General features: G+C 65.7%; 21 protein-coding genes and 4 pseudogenes. 12 read left to right on the forward strand and 13 right to left on the reverse strand.

Features of this window, described 5'->3' with window-relative positions:
* Positions 1-55: 55 nt before the first annotated feature.
* The 4 genes from PV766_RS12925 to PV766_RS12940 all read right to left on the reverse strand — a co-directional run bounded on the left by PV766_RS12925 (position 56) and on the right by PV766_RS12940 (position 4073).
* Entirely contained in the window at positions 56-814 is a 759-nt protein-coding gene (locus PV766_RS12925) for a cutinase family protein (RefSeq protein WP_421097162.1), read from the reverse strand.
* A 326-nt stretch (positions 815-1140) separates the two neighbouring features.
* Entirely contained in the window at positions 1141-2424 is a 1284-nt protein-coding gene (locus PV766_RS12930; RefSeq protein ID WP_064065163.1) for a competence/damage-inducible protein A, read from the reverse strand.
* Positions 2425-2577: 153 nt separating this feature from the next.
* Positions 2578-3312, reverse strand: coding sequence for a helix-turn-helix domain-containing protein (locus PV766_RS12935; RefSeq protein ID WP_421097163.1), 735 nt, complete (start codon positions 3310-3312; stop codon positions 2578-2580).
* 62 nt (positions 3313-3374) lie between these two features.
* Positions 3375-4073 carry an SIMPL domain-containing protein gene (locus PV766_RS12940; RefSeq protein WP_064065164.1) on the reverse strand — a complete coding sequence of 233 codons (699 nt, stop codon included), beginning with the start codon at positions 4071-4073 and terminating at the stop codon, positions 3375-3377.
* 110 nt (positions 4074-4183) lie between these two features.
* On the opposite strand from PV766_RS12940, the gene PV766_RS12945 reads away from it, so the two are divergent.
* The gene (locus PV766_RS12945) at positions 4184-4456 is read left to right on the forward strand and encodes a GlsB/YeaQ/YmgE family stress response membrane protein (RefSeq protein WP_026003569.1); all 273 of its coding nucleotides are present in this window, start codon (positions 4184-4186) and stop codon (positions 4454-4456) included.
* Positions 4457-4529: 73 nt separating this feature from the next.
* Here PV766_RS12945 and PV766_RS12950 read toward each other — a convergent pair whose 3' ends face one another.
* Positions 4530-4832, reverse strand: coding sequence for a glutaredoxin domain-containing protein (locus PV766_RS12950; protein ID WP_421097164.1), 303 nt, complete (start codon positions 4830-4832; stop codon positions 4530-4532).
* 245 nt (positions 4833-5077) lie between these two features.
* Between PV766_RS12950 and PV766_RS12955 the strand changes: the two genes are divergently transcribed.
* The 3 genes and pseudogenes from PV766_RS12955 (at position 5078) to PV766_RS12965 (ending at position 7505) form a co-directional block, all read left to right on the forward strand.
* Positions 5078-5782: a phosphatase PAP2 family protein gene (locus tag PV766_RS12955; RefSeq protein ID WP_421097165.1), complete on the forward strand. Its 705-nt coding sequence runs from the start codon at positions 5078-5080 to the stop codon at positions 5780-5782.
* A 71-nt stretch (positions 5783-5853) separates the two neighbouring features.
* A pseudogene (locus PV766_RS12960) lies at positions 5854-6755 on the forward strand (phosphatidylinositol mannoside acyltransferase).
* A gap of 141 nt (positions 6756-6896) precedes the next feature.
* Complete coding sequence (locus PV766_RS12965; protein ID WP_421097166.1) at positions 6897-7505, forward strand: hypothetical protein; 609 nt, start codon at positions 6897-6899, stop codon at positions 7503-7505.
* A 47-nt stretch (positions 7506-7552) separates the two neighbouring features.
* Here the strand turns inward: PV766_RS12965 and PV766_RS12970 are convergent, their stop codons facing one another.
* The 4 genes from PV766_RS12970 to PV766_RS12985 form a co-directional block, all read right to left on the reverse strand.
* Positions 7553-8311: a DUF6920 family protein gene (locus tag PV766_RS12970; RefSeq protein WP_421097167.1), complete on the reverse strand. Its 759-nt coding sequence runs from the start codon at positions 8309-8311 to the stop codon at positions 7553-7555.
* Between the two features lie 142 nt (positions 8312-8453).
* On the reverse strand, positions 8454-9212 hold the full coding sequence (locus PV766_RS12975) for an HAD-IIA family hydrolase (protein WP_129976933.1): 759 nt from the start codon (positions 9210-9212) through the stop codon (positions 8454-8456).
* Positions 9213-9439: 227 nt separating this feature from the next.
* Complete coding sequence (locus tag PV766_RS12980) at positions 9440-9694, reverse strand: hypothetical protein (RefSeq protein ID WP_129976819.1); 255 nt, start codon at positions 9692-9694, stop codon at positions 9440-9442.
* Positions 9695-9941: 247 nt separating this feature from the next.
* Positions 9942-10115 (reverse strand): hypothetical protein, encoded by a 174-nt coding sequence (locus PV766_RS12985; RefSeq protein ID WP_421097168.1) that lies wholly within the window; start codon positions 10113-10115, stop codon positions 9942-9944.
* Positions 10116-10674: 559 nt separating this feature from the next.
* On the opposite strand from PV766_RS12985, the gene PV766_RS12990 reads away from it, so the two are divergent.
* The 4 genes and pseudogenes from PV766_RS12990 to PV766_RS13005 all read left to right on the forward strand — a co-directional run bounded on the left by PV766_RS12990 (position 10675) and on the right by PV766_RS13005 (position 13394).
* Positions 10675-11463: a crotonase/enoyl-CoA hydratase family protein gene (locus PV766_RS12990; RefSeq protein ID WP_421097217.1), complete on the forward strand. Its 789-nt coding sequence runs from the start codon at positions 10675-10677 to the stop codon at positions 11461-11463.
* Positions 11464-11631: 168 nt separating this feature from the next.
* Positions 11632-11820 (forward strand): annotated as a pseudogene (locus tag PV766_RS12995) (TetR family transcriptional regulator); the annotation flags it as partial.
* Positions 11821-11868: 48 nt separating this feature from the next.
* Positions 11869-12240: a hypothetical protein gene (locus tag PV766_RS13000; RefSeq protein ID WP_421097218.1), complete on the forward strand. Its 372-nt coding sequence runs from the start codon at positions 11869-11871 to the stop codon at positions 12238-12240.
* Between the two features lie 191 nt (positions 12241-12431).
* The gene (locus PV766_RS13005) at positions 12432-13394 is read left to right on the forward strand and encodes a ScbA/BarX family gamma-butyrolactone biosynthesis protein (RefSeq protein ID WP_421097169.1); all 963 of its coding nucleotides are present in this window, start codon (positions 12432-12434) and stop codon (positions 13392-13394) included.
* A 7-nt stretch (positions 13395-13401) separates the two neighbouring features.
* Here the strand turns inward: PV766_RS13005 and PV766_RS13010 are convergent, their stop codons facing one another.
* Entirely contained in the window at positions 13402-14058 is a 657-nt protein-coding gene (locus PV766_RS13010) for a ScbR family autoregulator-binding transcription factor (RefSeq protein ID WP_421097170.1), read from the reverse strand.
* Positions 14059-14209: 151 nt separating this feature from the next.
* Between PV766_RS13010 and PV766_RS13015 the strand changes: the two genes are divergently transcribed.
* Complete coding sequence (locus PV766_RS13015) at positions 14210-15091, forward strand: NAD-dependent epimerase/dehydratase family protein (protein WP_421097171.1); 882 nt, start codon at positions 14210-14212, stop codon at positions 15089-15091.
* 668 nt (positions 15092-15759) lie between these two features.
* Here the strand turns inward: PV766_RS13015 and PV766_RS13020 are convergent.
* Positions 15760-16599 (reverse strand): sucrase ferredoxin, encoded by an 840-nt coding sequence (locus PV766_RS13020; RefSeq protein WP_421097172.1) that lies wholly within the window; start codon positions 16597-16599, stop codon positions 15760-15762.
* A 66-nt stretch (positions 16600-16665) separates the two neighbouring features.
* The gene (locus PV766_RS13025; RefSeq protein ID WP_421097173.1) at positions 16666-17958 is read right to left on the reverse strand and encodes a JmjC domain-containing protein; all 1293 of its coding nucleotides are present in this window, start codon (positions 17956-17958) and stop codon (positions 16666-16668) included.
* Between the two features lie 327 nt (positions 17959-18285).
* Between PV766_RS13025 and PV766_RS13030 the strand changes: the two genes are divergently transcribed.
* Entirely contained in the window at positions 18286-18537 is a 252-nt protein-coding gene (locus PV766_RS13030) for a DUF6480 family protein (protein WP_016933973.1), read from the forward strand.
* Positions 18538-18726: 189 nt separating this feature from the next.
* Positions 18727-19140 (forward strand): lipopolysaccharide assembly protein LapA domain-containing protein, encoded by a 414-nt coding sequence (locus tag PV766_RS13035; protein WP_421097174.1) that lies wholly within the window; start codon positions 18727-18729, stop codon positions 19138-19140.
* A 184-nt stretch (positions 19141-19324) separates the two neighbouring features.
* Here PV766_RS13035 and PV766_RS13040 read toward each other — a convergent pair.
* A pseudogene (locus PV766_RS13040) lies at positions 19325-19639 on the reverse strand (ArsR family transcriptional regulator); the annotation flags it as partial.
* Positions 19640-19678: 39 nt separating this feature from the next.
* Between PV766_RS13040 and PV766_RS13045 the strand changes: the two are divergent.
* A pseudogene (locus PV766_RS13045) lies at positions 19679-20186 on the forward strand (SRPBCC family protein).
* Positions 20187-20303 lie beyond the last annotated feature (117 nt).

Raw genomic sequence — 20303 nt, forward strand, 5'->3', positions numbered from 1 at the left:
ACGGCTCGGACCCGAGGCCTCCCACTCCGTCGGCGCACCCTCCGGCCCGACTCGGTCAGGGCTGGTAGTCGGGGTACTTCGTGTGCAGCCGGAAATATCCGGTCACGTTCTCCCGGAGCCAGTCCTTGCCGTCGTCGGGAGTGCGACCGTCACAGATCGCGTCGCCTTCGATGCAGACTCGCTCGACGTGGATCTCGCCGAAATCGCTGCGAGCGCCGCCGAGCGTCACGCCGGGAACGACGGGACCCGGGAACAAGGTCTCGACGCCGCGGTTGTCGCGGGGATCGGAGTAGAGAATGCCCGAGATCCGTTCGGCGGGAACGGACCCGTCGGCTGCGATCTCGGCGAGAACGTCTCCCGCGATCGAAGCGCCTTGCGAGTATCCGAGAATCAGCAGGTCCGAGTCGGGGCAGGTGCTGTGTCGGACGGTGATGGTCTGGCGGAGTCGCTGATGCCCGATCTGCTTCGACCTGTCGTAGGCGACGGCACCGTCGTCGTCTATGCCGTCGAAATCGTCGCTCGAGCCGGTGCCCGGCATCGGTACGACCACTGCGGGGTACCGGATGTGTTCGACCACCGTGCCGGGAACCTCGTAACGAGCGGAGATCTCCGCCAGGGGGGATTCCGGATCGATCGAGTCGAGGGTCTCGAAGCCGCGGGTGCCGTCGACGGCGAGAACGTATCGTTCAGGGCAGTTGCGGACCGGGTCGGCGGACGCGGAGCCGACCGGACCCGCGACGCTCAGTCCTGCAGTAAGCAAACCTGCGGTGAGCAGGCCGACGGCGCGGCGGTGTCTGCGATCGATCCGGGACATGCGCGATTCTCCTCGTGTGTCCCCGACAGACAACAATCGACGTCGATGATATCGATGTCTCTTTTGTTCGGCATGGTGGGGGTGCGCGATCTCGGTGACGGTCGGAGAATCTCTGCACGATGTGAACGGAACATTCTCATCGAGGTCGCGAGGCTTCGGCCGGAACTGTTCACGTAGCTCGATCCCGCAGTACACCGACGAAGCGGTCCGAGACCGGGTCCCGTCCCTGTACCGCCGAGATCAACGACCTCCGAGCCGAAGTGGATTCTCGCCGTGCTCCGTCGAGGACGGCGTGGGAGGGCGGAAGGTGGTCGACGAGCACCCGATCAACCCTGATCGAGCTGTGCGACAACCAGATGCAATGCCGCCGTGGTGCTGAGAGTTCGAATGCGCTCGCGGTCCCCGGGGAAGCGGCGGGTGACGGTGTACGTCGGCCGTCCCTCGATCGCGACGCCGAAGCAGACCGTGCCGACCGGCTTGGCCTCGGTGCCACCGCCGGGGCCGGCGATGCCGGTGGTGGAGACCGCGACGTCGACCTTCAGCCGATGTCGGGCACCCTCGGCCATGGCTGCGGCGACCTGTTCGCTCACCGCGCCGTGCGCGACGATCATTTCGGCCGGTACGTCGATCAGATCGGACTTCGCGTCGTTGGAGTACGAGACCACCCCACCCATGACGTAGGCCGACGACCCGGGTCGGTCGGTGAGACGCGCAGCGACGAGACCGCCGGTGCACGACTCCGCAGTTCCGATCGAGCGACCGTCGAGGGCATCGATCAGCCGGTCGTCGATGGTGGCACCGTCGAGGGAGAAGATCTGGCGTTCATGGTGTTCGATGAGGACGCCGAGAAGACGGCGATAGATGTGTGCGTCGCCGGAGGCGAATCGGGTCACCATGTCGAGTTCACCGTGTCGAAGGCACGTGGTGATCTCGAGCCGATCGAGGTCGGCGATCTCCGTTTCGGCCCGGCGCAGTGTCTCGGCGAGTTGTGCCTCGTGCAATCCGTAGGCGCGCACGGTTTCCTGCTGCAGGTCATCGGCTCGGGACAGTACGTCGGCGACCGCGGGTGAGGTGACCGCGCTAGGCCACATCGCCTGCAGCTCACCGGGCGGGCCGGGCAGGATCACGATGGTCGGCACCGGCCGATCACCGGGCACCGCGGGGACGACCACACCTGGCGCTGTACCTGTGGGCGGCAGAGCAGTGGCGCCGATGGGAACGTGCGCCTGCTTACGAATCCCGATACGCGTCGGCCCCGCGTCGAGATCCGGGGCGTCCGGTCGGAAGCTGCGGATGATGCCCGCGATGTGTTCTTCGAGTCCGGGGTCGAGCAGGAGCTCGCGATTGCAGAACTCCGCGACGGTGGAGACGGTGAGGTCGTCGGCGGTGGGACCGAGACCCCCGCTGGTGACGACGAGGTCGACGCCCTGCTCGGTGAGGAAACGCAGCTGTGCGGTCAGGTCGGCGGGCCGGTCGCCGCAGATCGTGATGTGGGCGACGTCGACGCCGAGTTTCAGGAGTCGGTCGGACAACCACGGTCCGTTCTGGTCGGCGATCCTCCCGGTCAGCACTTCGGTTCCGGTCACGATGATTCCTGCACGTACGCTCACGGAGCCGAGCCTAGTCACAGGGTCCGCCGGTGATTTGCGCCCGACCGGGAAGTTCCCTCCCCGATTTCTGATCTCGACCCGAGAGGTGACGTCTCTTCACGACACAAGGGACGCCTTTCGTGCGAGCGGGTGTGGATACCCTCGCAACGGACCTCAGGCCGCAGCCGGGACCCGACACCCGCACCGCACGGCCCGTCCGTGCTCGTCGTCGGGCAACCACCCGTACTCGTCGCACTTCGGTTGGGTGACACGGGGTGTCGGCAGCGACCGCCACAAGGGCAGCCATCCGTGCGCCAAGCGCATCGGATTGCCCGGTCTGTGCACGGATTTCGCCGCTGCGACAAGCATTGCCACCCCGTGCGTAGCGATGAGTGCTTCGATTGCCGCTGCCGCATCGGGTTCGAGGTAGACGAATGTCGCAGTGAGTTCGGCTCGCCTGCAGGCCGCTGCCAGCTCGACCATCGCCGGACTCAGCGGTTCCTTCGCGACGCGCGGAGTGCGGTTGGTTTCCGTCCTCGGTAGATCAGTACTTTCAAGAACGCCTGGGGCGCCGCTGTCCGCGCCGCCGGGGGTCGGATTCTCAGGTGTCGGGTCGGCGACGGGACGTTCGTAGACGGTCTGGATGGTGATCCACCGGCCGAGCTCGTTCTGGATCTTCTCGCGCACCAGGTAGCCGAGGTCGGTGAGCTCGCGCAGTGCAGATCGGATCGCGTCGCGGCCGTCCCTGGGCGACTGGGCCGCGATCGAGTCGGCACGGGTGCGCCAGTCGTCGGGTTTGGACAGCAACCAGACGAGCACGCCCCGGGCGCGGAAGGACAACCGCTCATCGGTGATGACAGCGTTGCTGAGAACGGTGAAATCGGCGGCCAGGCGCGGTCCACGACGCACCCCGCCGGCCAGGGTATTCTGACCCCCGTTCGACTCCTTGATCGGTCGGACATCTGGCGCGCTCAACGGGCTTCGAAGCGTGCCTCGACGTCGGCGGTGAGAGTGACGCGGTCGGGTTCGAACACCAACTCGGGCTCGGCGGACTCGGGCGCGCCCATTGCATCCGACCGCAACATCGCGGTGTGCATCATGGGAGCGCCTGCCGTGTGAACGGGGGAGGGCTGGGACCCGAGCATGCCCGGATCGGCGATGGCCACAGCGCGAATCGTGTTGAGGCCCAACGAGGCCGTGTACGCCTTCGCCTTGACCAGTGCGTCGCCCACGGCGAGATCGCGGACCCGCGCGAGTCGCTTCTGCTGCGCCTTGCGGGTGATCCACCAACGAAGGTCGGCGACGGTGACCACCTCGAGCGCCGCAACCTGCTCGACGAAGGTACCCACCACGTCCAACTCGTGGAAGGTCACGGTGATCGACGCCGACGAGTTGTACACCCAGGGCCGATTCTTACCCTCACGGCTGAACGGGCGTCGCCGACTGTGGCGTACCCGATCGAAGGTCCACCTCTTCACCGGGCTCGGGGAGGACTCCCGCAATTCGGTCACGAGATCGGTGATCGTGGCGACAGCCGCGGCCACCGGTTCTGCAGCCTGCTTGCGCGACGTGCCATCGGCGTGCGCGCGCAGCACCACCGTGCACCGGTTGGGTGCGACGGTGCGTTCGGCATGACCGGTGACGGTGATCGTGACGGGAGGCTGGGTCATGCGCACGAGTGTGCCACTCCGAAAGTTTTCAGAAGTGAGAGGTGTGACTGATGGGACGACTGGGTACTCGAGGTGAGTCGAACTAGCCAGTGTTCACGAAAGGACTGCACATGCTCGGACTCGGAATCCTCGGTTGGATCATCATCGGTGGTCTCGCCGGCTGGATCGGTAGCAAGATCATGGGCACCGACGCCCAGCAGGGCATTCTCCTCAACGTCGTTGTCGGCGTCATCGGCGGCTTGATCGGTGGCTTCCTGCTCAAGGTCTTCGGCGTGGATGTCGAAGGCGGCGGACTGATCTTCAGCTTCCTGACCTGCCTCCTCGGCGCGGTCGTCCTGCTGTTCGTCGTCAAGGCCGCCACCGGCCGCGGCGTGCGCCGCTAACCGTTCTGCACCGCTCGAGGTCCCGGATCCGCACAGGGTCCGGGACCTCGCTCATGTCCGGACCTGGTATCCGTCAGCCCAGCCGGTCGCGGAACCAGCGCGGGTCGGGATTGGTATGCGACACATCGCCGACGAACACGGTGGGCACCGTCTCGTTCCCGCCGTTGACTTCCCGAACCTGCGCCGTGGCGGCGGGATCCCGCCAGATGTTCACCCAGATCGCGCGACGTGCCCGCGAGCGCACGGTGGCGCGCAACCGGATGCAGAAGGTGCAGCCCGGGCGCCAATACACCACGGGAACGCCGCGGGCCACTGCATCGCGACGAGCGGTCGCGTCGTCGACATGATGGGGAAGAACAGGGGAGAGGCGACCCACGCCATCGCGAGCAGCAATACCGACGTCACCACCGAGGTCACGTCGAATGCACCGGTGAGCAGAACGACGGGCGCAACGACCACCATCGCCGCAGCCAGGATCCAGGTTCGCCACACAGGAGTGAGCCTAGTTCCTTCGAATCGGCATCGACGGAGGGCTCGAAGGCTGCCCGATGACCGCTCCGCCCATATGCCGCTACCTGCGGGTCTGCGCACAGGAGAGAGCGCGCGCTAGCGTATTCGGTCATGGTCGTCACCGAGAGTTCACCTCCTGTATCCCCGCGGTTGGTCCGCTCGATGTTCATCCCTGCCGTGGGGGTCGCACTCGTGCTGACTCTGCTCGCGGCAGCGACGGTGCCGATCCGCGATCGCCTGTACCTGTCCGTCGCCCGGACCGTCGAGGGATCGTTTCTCGGACCGCCCGCGGGTCTCGTCGCCGACAAGGGGCTGCTCGTCCTCGTCGCCTTCACCGGTGTCCTGGCGGCATGGTTGTGGCGGAACGACCGCCGGGGCTTCGGCGCCCTCGCCGCCGGCGGTCTCGGAGTGGTGGGTGCCTATCTGTCGAGCGAACTCGTCAAACTGGTGGTGACGGAGCCGCGACCGTGTCGCGCGCTCGGCATCGCGACGGTACTGGAGTGTCCTGAGGTGGGCGACTGGTCCTGGCCGTCCAACCATTCCGTCATCGCCGCCTCGTTCGCGACCGCGTGTGTGCTTGCGGCTCCGCGCCTGATCTGGCTGGTCGCGCCGCTCGCGGCGGTACTCGCGTTCTCCCGGGTGACGGTGGGGGTGCACTACGTGCACGACGTGCTGTCGGGCATGGCGCTCGGTGTCCTGGTCGTGTCGCTCGTCGTCGCGATGCTTCTGCCCTTCGCGTCGCGACTTCCCATCCTGTCGCGCGAGGCCCGGTCGAACGGGGACGGGTCTGGACAGCGGGTGAGCCCAGGGCGTTGACTGAAGGTGCACAGTCCGGACCGGGAGGCCGTCATGGGCATCATTGTCGGCTTCCGCGGCGGCGGTGCTCGATGAGTACCGGGGACCGGATCCGGGATCTCGGGTATGCAGCGGGGTGGCGGGCGGTATGCGCGCTTCCGGAGAAGCCGGCGAACCGCCTGTTCGAGATGGCCGCGGACCGTGCGGCGCGAGACGGTGGGCCGATCCAACTACGACGCAACCTTGCCCGGGTGTTGTCCACTACTCCGGATCGGGTGCCCGACGAACTCGTGCGCGCGAGTCTGCGTTCCTACGCGCGGTATTGGTGTGAGGCATTCCGGTTGCCGTCGATGGACCCGGTACGGCTGGCCGAGACCATCGACTCCGCGGCGACCGGACTCGAACACATCCACGAGGCCGTCGCGCGCGGGCGCGGAGCTGTATTGGCGCTTCCGCACAGCGGCAACTGGGACCTGGCGGGAGTGTGGATCGTACAGCGGATCGGCACACCGACCGTCGTCGCCGAGCGGCTGCAACCGGAATCGTTGTTCCGCCGCTTCGTCCGGTTCCGTGAACGTCTGGGTTTCGAGATCCTCCCGCTCACCGGTGGCACGGTTCCCCGTTCGAACGATTGACCGTCCGAATTCGTCAGGGACGGTTCGTCGGCCTCCTCGGCGAGCGTGATCTGACAGGAGCGGGCGTGCCGGTCACCTTCTTCGGCGAACCGGCCTGCATGCCGGTCGGCCCGGCCCGGCTGGCGATCGACACCGGCGCACCGCTGCTGCCGGTGCATTGCTGGTTCACTCCGGGCGGCTGGGGATTCCATGTCGACGCGCCGATCGATACCGCAGGAAGCGTACAGGCCACGACTCAGTCCCTGGCCGACCGGTTCGCCGCCGGTATCGCCGCGCATCCCGCCGACTGGCACATGCTGCAACCGGTGTGGACGGCCGACAGGTGGGGCCACCCGCAGACGCCTCCGGCGGGGCGTTGAGACTGCCCACAGGGCGATGGTTCGCTACCGATAACCCTCGATCCCTGCAGGTGGGCCCAGCGGCGATGCGACTTTCGGCTCTACAACGACGGTTGCGGAGGATCGACACTGAGGACGGAAGCACGATGCCCGGAGAGTGTGATGATCCGCGGAGACACGGCAGCGGTTCGGTGGTGGCGCTTGCGGCCGTGGAGCGCGAACCCGCTCATGCGCGGCAATGACCGCCTCGAGGCCGTCGCAGTGGTGCTTCTGGTCGCCATCATGCTGCTGTTGGTGCCTGTCGCCGGTGTCATCGGTACCGACTCGTATGCGCAGCTGACCGAACGATCGCATCAGCAGGCGATCGAAGAGCGGCAGGTGCCGGCGATCGTTCTCGATGACGATCCGGACGATGTGGCGGTGCGCGACCCGGTGGCCGAGTATCCATCGCGTCTCGGACCGGTTCTCGCGCGATGGGAAGTGGGGGGCGTCGAGCACACGGGCCTGGTGGGTCTCGATTCCCGGGGCGAGACAGGGGAGACGGTGCGCATCCGAGTCGACGAGAAGGGCGACTACATGCCTGCTGCCCGCACCGGAACCGAGAACGCGATCGCTGCGCTGGGTGCGGCCCTGGCATTCCTCATCCTCGAAACCGTCGGATGCGTGCTCACACTGCTCGGAATTCACGGCGTTGTGAACCGGCATCGAATCTCCCAGTGGCACCGGGAGTGGCAGGACACACGGCGGCTTCCAGGGTGGCCCATCGGCTGAGCGCGCCGCCGGATGGGCCCACGTGCCGGATGCGGTGTATCGGACGGTCAAGCGAAGTGGGCTCCGGTGATCTCCGCACGAAAGAACTCGCCGTCCGAACCGGTACCCGTGTCCCACCTCGCGCCGATACGCGAGGCGATGGTCATGCCACCGAACCGACGCTCGGCCTCGACGGTGACGATGAACGGGTACCGACCGAATCCCTGCCCTTCGGGGTCGCCCCACCGCAGCATCCGCAGCCCTCGCAACGCCCCGTCTTCGGCGATGTCCAGGCGTACGGTCTCCTGCCGGTCCGCCACCGTCCAGGTCGCGGACGCGAGGAGTTCGTCGCCACTCCACCGCGCGAGGGGAAAAGCGGTGGGCACGAAGATGCTCTCTCCGGCCAGGCGACCGGTCGCACTGTCGCTGACATCCCGGCCGGTGGCGGACATCAACGGAATGAATCCTCCTATCCGCCAGCGCATCTCACCGACCCCGGCGGTGAAACGGTCGTAACCCGATACGGGAACAGGGCCGATCCGGGTGGTCGCAGCCCAGATGAATCCTGTCGCCGGAGCGAGAAGTTGCACGGCGGTGAACGGCCGCCAGGATCCGAGCCGGATCTGCCCGGACATTTCCAGTCGTACGGCAGCGGCCATCGGCGTACCGTCGGCAACCGCATGGTCGATCCAGCGCCGCACAGCCGGTGGCAGAGATTCGGTCAGGACTGGGGAGAACGGTGCGGTGCTGCCCCGAACCTCGGAAAGGGTGCGCCAGTGTGCGCCGACATGACGCGCGGCGAGAGGAACAGTTCGTGCACGGCCCATCCGCCCGCATCCTTCACCGGTCGACTCGGCCCTTCCGGTGATTCGTCCGGATGTCGGTTCGTCATCGGTCGAATCGGGCCGATATTCGCTGCTTCCAGCACACTATGCCCCGCCATCGAGTCCTTGCCGGCTGTTCTGCTGATCAGAACGGATTTTCCGTGGAGCCCACCAGATCCGCAACCGAGTCGATGACGCGGGTCGGCCGATAGGGGAATCTCTCGACGGATTCGCGGGTGGAAATACCCGTCAGAACCAGCAGCGTCTGCAGCCCGGCCTCGAGGCCGCAGACGATGTCGGTGTCCATTCGGTCGCCGATCATCAGCGTGTGGGCGGAGTGCGCACCGATCGCGCGCAGGGCCGAGCGCATCATCAGGGCGTTCGGTTTACCGACGAAATACGGTTCGCGGCCCGTCGCGCGGGTGATCAGCGCCGCGACCGCCCCGGTGGCGGGTAGTGAGCCCTCCCGCGAGGGGCCGGTCGGATCCGGGTTGGTCGCGATGAAGCGGGCGCCGCGTTCGACGAGACGGATCGCGGTGGTGATCGCCTCGAAGGAGTACGTGCGCGTCTCCCCGAGGACGACGTAGTCGGGGTCGCTGTCGGTCAGCACGTATCCGATGTCGTGCAGGGCCGTCGTCAATCCGGATTCGCCCACCACATAGGCGCTACCGCCGGGTCGTTGATCGGCCAGGAACGTCGCCGTCGCCAACGCCGAGGTCCAGATCGACTTCTCGGGAACGTCGAGGCCGGTACGCAGCAGGCGGGCACGGAGGTCTCGTGGCGTGCGGATGGAGTTGTTGGTGAGCACCATGAACGGTGTGCCGTTCTCGCGCAGTTCGGTCAGGAACGTATCGGCGCCGGGAATCAAGTGATCCTCGTGCACCAGAACCCCGTCCATGTCCATGAGATAGTTCCAGACCGGCGCGGATACGGGTTCGTCGCTCACCGTTCGAGTGTGTCACCGACCGCTCGGCTCGGCAGCCGATACAACCCGATCACCCGACGAGGACGATATGTAGAACCGTGGCCGCCGAACGGCCTGTGAAAATTGCGTCCTGCGAAGCCGGGCATCGACGACCCCGGCGGCTCCGCGCTGTCCGCTCCGTGCGGATTCGATGCTGCGTAAGGAACTCACCCGCCGAGGTTCGCGATGGTCGAGTCGAGCACACCCGCCTGTAGCTCGAGGTCGCTCTCGTCGTAGTCCCGATCCTTCGGCAGCCGTGTCCGGAGTTCCTCTCGCGTGACCACGAGGAAGGCTCGATTCCGATCGGTTACGTCGTGGCCTCCGACAACGCGGAATAGACCTTCCTCCAGAACGAGTGCGGGGTTGTCGAGTGTCGAGTCGAGAAGTTCTCGTAGGTCGGCGACGGTCAGGTTGGTGGGCACATGTCCTCCTGCACTTGCAGTCCTCGTGAACCCAGTGGTGGGCCTCTGCGGAGATACCCGGTCCAGTGCCGGCCGAACCCGGCGAGCCTCGGTCGGCGTAGCGGGTCGAGGCAACCTCGGGGAAGTGGCTCACCGGTCGCGAGTCGGTGAGTGTGGCCTCGACTTTCGAAACGTTGAAGGCCAATAGGAAGCCGGTACCGAATCACCGGTAGATACAACGCGCAGTGTGGAGTCGCGTACGCGTGGTCTACGCGGTACGAGAGTGGGGAGTTGCGTTGACGATTGCGAGCAGGGCCTGCAGGGAGGCGGCCTCGTCCTCGGCGACAGTCGGCCGCGAGGTGGCAAGCGTCCCGCAGCCGGCCGCGATCATCCCGAGGATGAAGCCGGGTTCGAAAAACCAGAAGAAGCCGAGGGACAGCACTCCCAGCCAAGCAGATACCGCGGGTAGCAGGAAGCGTGGTCGGTGCGATCCCCGACGCCCCGTGCTCCCGAACGCAGGGGCCGGGTCGAATCAGGGTCGCTCATCGGTCCTCCTTCGCGTAGGGGACGAGTCGGGCCGGTAGGTAGGTGTACGGATCACGCGCACCGGAAACGGGGTGCGGATCTGGTGCTGAGCGCGTATATGCGGGTGATGAACGGCCAAAACCCCGGGGACATGCACCGAGGGTGCCGAGGCCGCTCCGGGGCTTTGGTTATCTACCCTATCGGGGGCGGAGCGGCATGCCTACCGGTTTGCCGCGCTCCGTGTGTGCAGCGATTGTCGACCCCACCAGCGTCAGGACGGAGTGCCGGTCCCGGTCTTCAAGAGTCGGGTTGCCAGTCGAACGTGATCCCTGATCTCGTGACGAGATTCGATGCCCATGGAGGGACAGGATCAGATGAGTACAGCGGACGGCAAATTCGCTTCAGCGACCGGCTCCGGGTCGGGAGTCGGTCGGGACATTGCTCGAGGTCTTGCGTCCGAAGACGCGCATACGGCAATGCAGGACGAGGAAAAGAACGTCGTACTGCTCCATCGAGACGGGCCTGTGGGAGTCATCACCCTCAACCGGCCCCGGGTTCTCAATGCCGTCGACGCTGCTCTGTCCGACGCGTTGGGTGCCGTTCTCGACGAGTTCGATCGTGACCCCGGTCTGCGAGTCGGCGTCGTGACCGGAGCGGGACGAGCATTTTGCGCCGGCGCCGATCTCGCGGCCTTCGCCGATGGCGAGTCCGTGCTGCCGACAATCCATCCGGAGTGGGGCTTTGCCGGCTTGGTCGAGCATTACGTGTCCAAGCCGCTCATCGCCGCTGTCAACGGGGTGGCGGTGGGTGGTGGTACCGAGATGGTGCTGGCGTGTGATCTCGCCGTGCTCAGTTCCGAAGCCACGCTCGGATTGCCGGAGGTCAAACGTGGTCTCATCGCGGGAGGCGGAGGTCTCATTCGTCTTCCGGGACAGATTCCCCCGAAGATCGCCGCGCACGCAGTCTTCACCGGCGAACCTGTTTCGGCCGAGGCGGCCCTGCGCTGGGGGCTGGTCAACTCGGTAGTTCCGCCCTCAGAGGTACTGCCCGAAGCATTACGTCTGGCTCATGTCATCGCAGCCAACGCACCTGTCGCGGTACGCGCGAGCAAGAAGATCATGGCGCACGCGCAAGCAGCCGGACTCGAAGACCGCATCTGGGAAGTAAATTCGACCGAGTCCGACGCCGTGTGTGCCAGCGAGGACGCGTTGGAAGGTGCTGCCGCATTCACCGAGAAACGGCCGCCCGTATGGCGGAACCGCTGAACTGTGCACATCTTCTCGCCGTAGCAGCTCGTCGACCGAGGGTTGGTGTGTGTATCCACGACCTTCTCGAGCTGTCGCACCTCTCGGGATCGGGTGAGGCTCGAGCATCATGAATTTTCTGGATCGGCCTGAATTTTCCACATGCAATCGTAATTGCAAGGGGCGTTGGTGAAGAGAACGACAGAGGCTGCCGGACACGTTCGGAACGCGACTCGGACACAGACCGCGTTGTTGGATGCAGCGCTCGAGGTGTTTCTCAGGGACGGGTACGGCAAAGCTACGACCGCGGAGATCGTGGCCCTTGCAGGGGTAACCCGAGGAGCTCTCTACCATCACTTCGCGAACAAACACGAATTGTTCCGAGCTGTGATCGAGCGCGCGCAACGGGGGATTGCGGAAGCCCTTGTGCCGACCGAGCCGGTCGACGCTTCGTGGGAGGCGCTCATCGGTGGGGTACTCACTGCTCTCGATTCCGCTCACGACCCGGCGGTGCGTCGGTTACTCCTGATCGAGGCGCCCGCCGTCCTCGGGTGGATCGACATCCGAGGAGCTCAAGAACAGCTACTGCACCGCATCACGGCCATGCTGGAACCGGTCGAAACGAGCGAACGAGGACCATCGACTCGCGCGGCCGTACTCGCCCGTCTGCTGGTTGCCGCAGTCGAAGAGGCGATGTTGTACCTGGCCCATACCGACAACCCCGAGCGTGACCACGCAATCGTGCAGTCCGAAGTGCGCAAAATTCTCGAGAAGACCGGTCTGCCCGGCAGGTGGTGAACCACGTGGATCGACCGACCGGCCGGGGCAGCCGATCGTGGCTTCGTGCATGTGCGGCGTCGGTCGACCGTGTCCTTCAGGGTGGGCAGAACAATCTCGAAGCACCGGAGACCCCCCGGGCCGGCGTGGTCGAAGAGAAGAGGGCGGCATCGGGCGCGATCACCTCTCACCCGCAAGGGGATACTTGCGGTATGGAAGTGAACGGTTCGTCCGGTTCGGAGGATGATGTCGCGGTGTTGTCGTTCGAGTCGACGGTGCCGCGAAGGCATGTCCACCGCCAGGCAGTGTCCGAGGTATTCCTCACCGATTGCGTCCGCGGTCCCGGACCGGACCGGTTCGTCCTGGGTGCGCAATGGCCGCGTCTGCACGGTTTCTACCGCAGCCGGGCGGGTTGCTACGACCCGATGCTGCTCGCGGAGACGCTGCGCCAATGCGTGATCTATCTGGCGCACACCCGGTATCGGGTCTCGCTCGGTCGGCGGTTCGTGATGCAGACGCTCGAGATCACCGCCGAGTCGGAGCGACTGGTGATCGGTGCCGGCGCCGCGGAGGTCGCCGTCACCGCGGTGGTATCGGATATTCGACGCCGTGGCTCGCAGGTCACCGCTTTGAGCGCGGCGTTCGAATTCACGATCGCCGGTCGCCGTGTGGGGTCCGGCCGCGGCCGAACTGTGGTTCTGACGACCGAAGAGTACGACATCGTGCGTTGGGGTGCCGGTGGGCCGCGGGCGCTGGGGTCTGTCCCAGGGGGAACACCGGTGGATCCAGCCGTGATCGGGGTGCCGGTGGTCGGGGATGTGGTGGTGGGTGCGACGGCGCGGACCGGTCGCTGGCGGGTGTTGCCGGATCTGTCGCATCCGGTGTTGTTCGACCATCCGTCCGATCACCTGCCGGGCATGCTCGTTCTCGAGGCTGCCCGTCAGGCGGCCCGAGCGGAACGCGGGAACCCGGAGGCGGATCCGGTCTCGATGAACGTGCGGTTTCATCGGTTCGTCGAACTCGACGCTCCGGCGGAGATGGTGGTCTCGAGCGTCGAGGAGGAGCCTGCGAGTGCGCATGTCGTGCTCGAGCAGCGTGGAATCGCGATGGCTACGGCGATGCTGAAATGGGCCGCCGGCGCATGTCGTGCGCCGGGACCGGAGTCCGGCAGGTAGCGGCGTGTCAGACCGGTTGGCGGGTGTTGCTCCAGCGGGCGTGGATGATCGTGTCGCTGTCGGGGCGGCAGTCGGCGGTCAGGATGCCGTTGAACACGAAGTGCAGCATCTGGTCGATGCGTTGTTCGAGGTCGATGCGTCGATCGAGGACATTCGAGACCATCTGAACGCCGGTGAACGCCGAAATCACGAACCGTGCCAACTCGGGGGGATCGATCGTAGGGAGCAGGTCGCCCTCGGCGATCGCGGTCTCGACGAGGTGCCGGCAGGCTTCGATCCAGTCCTGGTACGGTCCCGGCTGGTCAGGTTCGGCGCCTGCGCTGAACTCGAGGGTCAACCGGATGCCGGCCCGGACGATCGGATCCTCGACGATCTGCCGCCCCATTTCATGGCAGAGCATCACGATCTGCTCGAGTGCCGAGGCCTGTGTGGCGGCGATCGCGTCGACCGCGGCGATCGAAATGGCGTGTTGCTGTTCCACGACGGCGTGCGCGAGTTCGTCCTTCGATCTGAAGTGGAAGTACAGGGCGCCTTTGGTGAGCCCACTACTCGCGTCGACGATCGCCCCGAGACTGGCACCGTCGAATCCCAGCCGATCGAAGGTAGCGGCCGCTGCCGCCACGATCTGCTGTCGGGTCTCTATTGCCCGAGCTTGTTTGGCCACACCCCGTGTCCTTACTCGAAGATCTACCGAAAGGCCAGTCGTGGAGCACCTCGACCCTCTGCCTCCCCTGAGGCGAACCGTACCACCGGACCGAAACGACATCGCGGACCGCGCATCCTCGTCGCCGACATCCGCATTGCGCGTCGCAGTGGTGGGTTCGAGTGGTTTTCTCGGTGGGGCGGTGCTCGACGCCCTGCTGAACATGGGGGTGACATGCACATCGATAGCGCGCCGTCCGCCCGCGTTGTCGGGACCGTCCATGCGCGTCGTGGCGGCAGATCTTCTCGATGTGGAGTCTGTGACCGACGCGCTGGCCGGTGTCGACGCGATTGTGCATGCAGCCTCCTATACGGGCTCCGACGCAGCCCGGTGTGAAGAGGTCAACGCTGTCGGTACCGAGAATCTGGTGACGGCGGCCGCTCGCCACGGTATCGACCACATCGTGTATCTGAGCACGATCGGCGTCTACGGCCCCGGACCGCATCGCAACGTCGTCGAGGGGGAACTTGTCCCTGCTCCCGTCACTGCGCTGAGCACGAGTCGTCTGACTGCCGAAAACCATGTACGCGAGCACGGCGGTCTGGTACTGCGTCCCGGATTCGTGCACGGGCCCGGTGACCGGTGGTTCCTGCCCGGGTTGGCGCACATCGTCTCGACGCTCGGGGCGTGGGTCGACGATGGCGTCGCACGGCAATCGGTGATTTCACGCCGTGACGTCGGTCGGCTCGCCGCCGCGATCACGGCGCGCCCGCTACCGGCTGCGTTACGTGGGGGCATACGGCATCTCGCGCATCCGACCGCGGTGACCGTCCGCGAACTCGTCCACGCTGCCGCCGCGCGTGGGCTGCTCGCACCACCGACCCACTCCGTCGACTTCGAGCAAGCACTACGGAGAGGGCGGGAACGAGGACTGTCCGCGCGTCACATCGATCTGATCGGGCACGATCATCACTACGTCAGTGCCCGAATCTGGGCCGAGGCTGCACTGGAACCCTCGCCGGACCCCATCCCGGCAGATCCCACCTCACGGTAGGGAAGCTCCTGAAATCCCGACGTGGATCGGGTTCAACGTGTTCTCCGGGACGGAGCGACCGTGCAGCGTGTATGTGTCGGTGAAGCGTTCCCTATGTGGTGTACATGCGGTATTCTCTATTGGACCGGCAATACCGGTCGAATGGTATTGTTTGTATCGGATGGCATCGATGCGGGTGAATATCGGGAGTGGCTGACAGGCCAGTGATGGCGAGCTTTACGAGGGGTACTCACCATCACTGGCCTGCGAGGTTCCGTCGGCATACGGCGCCGACGGAACCATGGTCCGCGCGTCGGGGGGGAAAGCGCGCGAACTGTGCCCCACATAGGGAGCATGGGGCCCTGCACAGACTATTCGAGAACTCGACCGTGTGCGCAACTCCTCCTCGTTCGACGACGATCTCGATGACGGGTGCCGAAGGGCAGGGCGTGGCGAGAGCCTGTCGGTAACCGATTCCCGCAAGGCACCCCTGCTCGCGATGGTCGTGCCCGGCGTGATCGGATTCGTCCTGTCGCTGACAGGTGAGGGCGCGATGCTCCCCTCGACATGGCGGTGTTCGGCACCGTCTCGTCGCAAACTCCCCGGAGGAAGAGTTCGCAGCACTCGCGAAGGCAGAAGAAGAGTTCGGGTGACGACTTGACGCTGTACCGTTCGGTCGTGCCGTCCTCTCACACGATGTGGACCGACGTGGGTTCGTAGACGAGGGCCGAACTCGTCGCCGCTCCACGACAGGTCAATCGACACGGTGGAGAACGGTGGACCTGCAACTCGACCTCGACGCGCTCCGGGTGCGGTGCACGGCCGGTGAGCCGGATCCGCCACAGGTCACCCTGGCGGGCGCTCTCGGCGACCGTGTAGTCACTACGTCCGGCCGGGCCGAAACGTCGGAGAGTGGCCGCGATCGCGGCCTGCTGGAGCGGAGCCAGGTCGGTGTATCCGCGCAAATGATGGTGATGGATGCGATCGGAGAAGTGCTCCTCGATCGTGACGACGGACGACTCGGCATCGAGACCGCCGTAGTAGACACCGTCGGGCACGATGACGACATTGGCTGCGAACCGGTCTCCGCCCACGTGGGTGCATTCCCACACCTGTTCCGGCCAGTGCTTCGCGAGAGCGCGTGCCACCGGCCGCCCACGTACGGCGCAACACGGATCGTGGTGACCGTGCGTGCAGACCAGAAGGACGGGCGGCCCGCCCGGACGTCCGGGAGTATCGAGGGCGGTGGCGATCTGCGCCAGATCCTCGTCACCACTCCACGTTCCCCACTGCTGACGCACGACACCGGACGTCTCACGGCGCAGCACCGCCCAACGGTCGGGCCCTTCGCGGCGACGGCGACCCGGGCGCTCGACCAGCAATATCCGCGCCCGTGCCGTCTGCGCGGCGGAGAACACGAGCGTCTTGGTCGCAGGCTCGAGATCGAGACCGTCGAAGCCGTCGAGCGGCCACCGACTTCGACATTCGATGAGAACCCAGACGAAGCCACGAGGTGCTGTGCCGGCCATCGGGTCACCGCGCATCCGGGCACTGTCTGCGCAGAAGAAGCGTTCGGCCGAGGCCACAGTACACCGTCACTGTTCCGCGGGGACGAGAATCCCTGCGCGTAGCAGCCGCTCGACCAGATCGATTCCGAGAGTTTCTGCCAGGTGGGTCTTGCCGTCGAGTAGTTGCGTGACTCCCGGCCGATCCCCGGCCGGCACATCGAGCCGGCCCACACGCGTGACCAGATGCGAACCTTCCAGGCGTGCGTGCAGCGCACCGCGAAGCTGCACTGCGGTGTCGGGGCCGAGATCGTGAACAGCACCGAGTTGGGCCAACGGGCCCAGGGGTGCCGGACGTCCCTGTTCCCGCAGGACACGGTGGAACAGGGAAGTGGTGTCGACCCGGGACATGCAGTCGATGAGACTTTCTCGAACAGAACCGATTTCGTTGTCCGGAGCATCGATACCCAGAGGCAGTGCGCGACGCATCCCGGGATCGTCGGCAAGTGCGGCAAGCGCGGCTCGGCTCAGATGCTCGGCCAGTGCGTAACGCGTCCACGTGTGAACGCCGACAGTGAGGTGAACGGACATCTCACCTCGAGCTTCGGCGGCATGGATCCAGCCGCGTGGCAGATAGAGGCAATCGCCGGGCTCGAGTACGGTGTCGATACAGGCCGGCCCTCGCGCGGCTCGGGTGACGGCGGAGCGGTGATCGGTCCAGGGTTGATCGCGCAGGGGAGCCGGGTGGACGGGTTCATGGATCACCCATCGCTTGTTTCCCTCGATCTGCAGGACGAAGACGTCGTGAACGTCGTAGTGATGGTCGAATCCCTTGTTCTGCGGTGGGGTGATGTAGGCGTTGACTTGGACGGGATGTCCGAGTTCGTTGCTCAGATCAGTGCTGAACTGTGTGATCGGCTCCCATGTGCGGTGCAGAGCGTGCAGGACGAGGGTGGCGCCGTCGGCGAGGCTGCGCCAGAGCTTGGTGTCGTCGAGTTGGTCGGCGATAGTAGCGCCGACGCCGGCGGGGGAGGTGAACGACGAGTCCGGGAGTGTCGCCCCGTCCTTGGCGACGCGAAGAAAGGGTGTGCGGAGTCCTCGGCGCGAGATGAGTTCGTCGACTGCGTCTGCCGAGAACAAATCGGAGAATGTGCCGGTGCGGCGGGTGAGCAGCGGTGAGTGTCCCCAGATTTCCGATGCGAACTTCTTCCGGCCGATGTCGATCAGGCGTGATTCCAGGACTCCGACGTCTGCCTCGCTGCCGGAATCCTGAATGCGGGGGGAAGGGTGCTCACACCTGACTGCCTCCGTCGGCTCCGCCATCGGCTCCACCGTCGGCACCTCCGTCGGCTCCTCCGTCGGCACCTCCGTCGGCTCCACCATCGGCACCTCCGTCGTGAACGCCCGGGACGCCCGCTGCTCCGCCGTCCGCCGGCCCTTCCTGGCCTTCCTCTTTACTGGGATCCTGCGGTGAATCGGTCATGCTTCCTCCCGAGATCGAAAGGCTTGGGAACAGGGGCGTTATCGGCGCCGAAGCCCCGTGCCGGTCCATCGTTAGGCCGATTTCAGCTTATCCGCGCGGGTCGGCGGACATGTGAAATTCGAGATCACCGAATCGTTGCCCCAGGGGTCGTACTCACGACCTCAGTACTGTCGCGTTGTGTAGGGGCAGTCGAGGCGTCGGCCGCTGATTTTCGGGTATACGTAGGCATGGCTGACGAGAATGCCGATGCGTCCAGGTTCGATCCGCAGAACCCCGATCCCGCGAATACTCCAGGTCTCGAACCCGGAGGAGGCGTGGCGCCCGGAGATACTCCGCCCGCCGAGACCGCTGTGGGTGGTCCGCAACATGAGCCGCCGCAACGTCGCAGTGTCGGTGCTCTCGTTGCTATCGCGATTGCAGTGATCGTCGTGCTGGTGGTTGCTGTCGGGCTGATCGTCCGAGCGATCGGCCTGTTCTGAACTGTCGAAGACGCGAGGGACGAGCGTATCGAGGAGCGAAGTTCTCTATCGGAGTCGAGCCATCTGCGTGTAGGCCTACGAGTCGACCTCGTAGTGTTTACCGCCGACTGCGAGTCGCATCGTCCGTGTCCCTCCTCGAGCGACCGAACGGAACGGGATAACCGGAGCACGACGGGGTACTCGACCGATATGACAACCAGCTCGAGAGGCCCAGGCGATTCGAACTCCGACTTCTCGCCTTCCGCGCGCCGCAGCGACGTTCCGGTTCCCCCGTCGGGCACGACACCCGATCCGGACGCGGTCGCCGGACTGCATCCTGACCTTGCCCGTGGCAAAGGCATCCGGGGGACTCGTACCGGGGCCCTGTGGACCGCTCTGATACTCGGTGTCCTCATTCTGCTGTTGCTGTTGGTATTCATCCTGCAAAATCTCGACAGCATCACCCTCGAACTCTTCGGGTGGGACTTCTCGTTGCCGCTGGGCGTGGCATTGCTGTTCGCTGCGATCGCCGGAGCGGCGATCGTCGGAATCGCGGGCGGCCTGCGGATCCTGCAGCTCCGCCACGCTGCCAACCGGCAGCGCACGCTCGGCACCGGCCAATGACGGACCCCGGTTACCGCACCTCCGTGGTGTGCTGTCCCGGTCGCGTCGTCGTCACAGTGATGACGGGTGATATCGGCGGCGAGTGAACACGCGGCCGGCGCATCGATACCGATCGCCGCGGCAAGCACACCGACGAGGCCGCCCGCACGGTTTGAGGCCGCCCGCACGGTAGGCGGCGCGTCCGTCACCTGTTCGGCGCAGTTCTCGAACCGGCGACTGCTTTGTGGATCACCACGCAACACCGGTCCGGTCTCGGTTCCAGTTCGGCATGCGCATGGGGTTCGCTGCTACCGGCGATCAAACCCTCGATCAGGTGCAGATTCAACCCGCACACCACATCCAGATGGTCTCGGGCGACGAGGTGGAAGGGGCAGTTGCGGAGGTCGATACCGCCGTCGGCATCGGCGCGGGGCAGATAGCCGCAGCCGCGCAGCGTCTCCAGAAGATCACCCCCCGCGGCGGCGACGACGCGCCGTCCGGCATCGTGTGCGACCTCGTGCCGGGTGTGGCCTTCCCGGGGGAGGGGTACGCAATCGTCATGAGCACAATCACGGAAGCCGTCGACGTCGATACCGATCCGGGTCGCGTACAACCAGTGGACGCAGTTCGAATCGTTTCCCCATTTCATGGGAGGGGTTCGAGAGATCCGGCAACTCGACGACACAGATGTCCATTGGGTGATCGATATCGCAGGTCAGGTCCGCGAGTTCGATGCCACCATCACCGAGCAACATCCGGACGAGCGGGTGGCGTGGACCTCGGACTCGGGACCCAACCACGCGGGAGTGATCACGTTCCATCGTCTCGACGACGAGAAGACCCGAGTGACAGCCCAAATGGATGTCGACCCTGAGGGATTCGTCGAGAATGTCGCCGACAAGCTCGGTGTTCTCGGCAACCGGGTCAAGAACGACATGAAGAAGTTCAAGGAGTTCATCGAGCAGAGCGGACACGAGACCGGTGGGTGGCGCGGGGACGTGGACCGACCCACTCCTCGAGGACCGGTAGGGCGGACGGAGCTGTTGTCGGACATACCCCGGATGTGACACGAGAGGGTGCCGACCCGAGAAGTTCGGGTCGGCACCCTCTCAGTGGGGCGACAGGTGTGTCCGCTCACCCGCTACGGTATCGGTACCGACTGCAGGTCGGACACGCGTCACGGG

The sequence above is a fragment of the Rhodococcus sp. As11 genome (assembly GCF_048957735.1).
GTDB classification, from domain to species: Bacteria; Actinomycetota; Actinomycetes; order Mycobacteriales; family Mycobacteriaceae; genus Rhodococcus; species Rhodococcus gordoniae.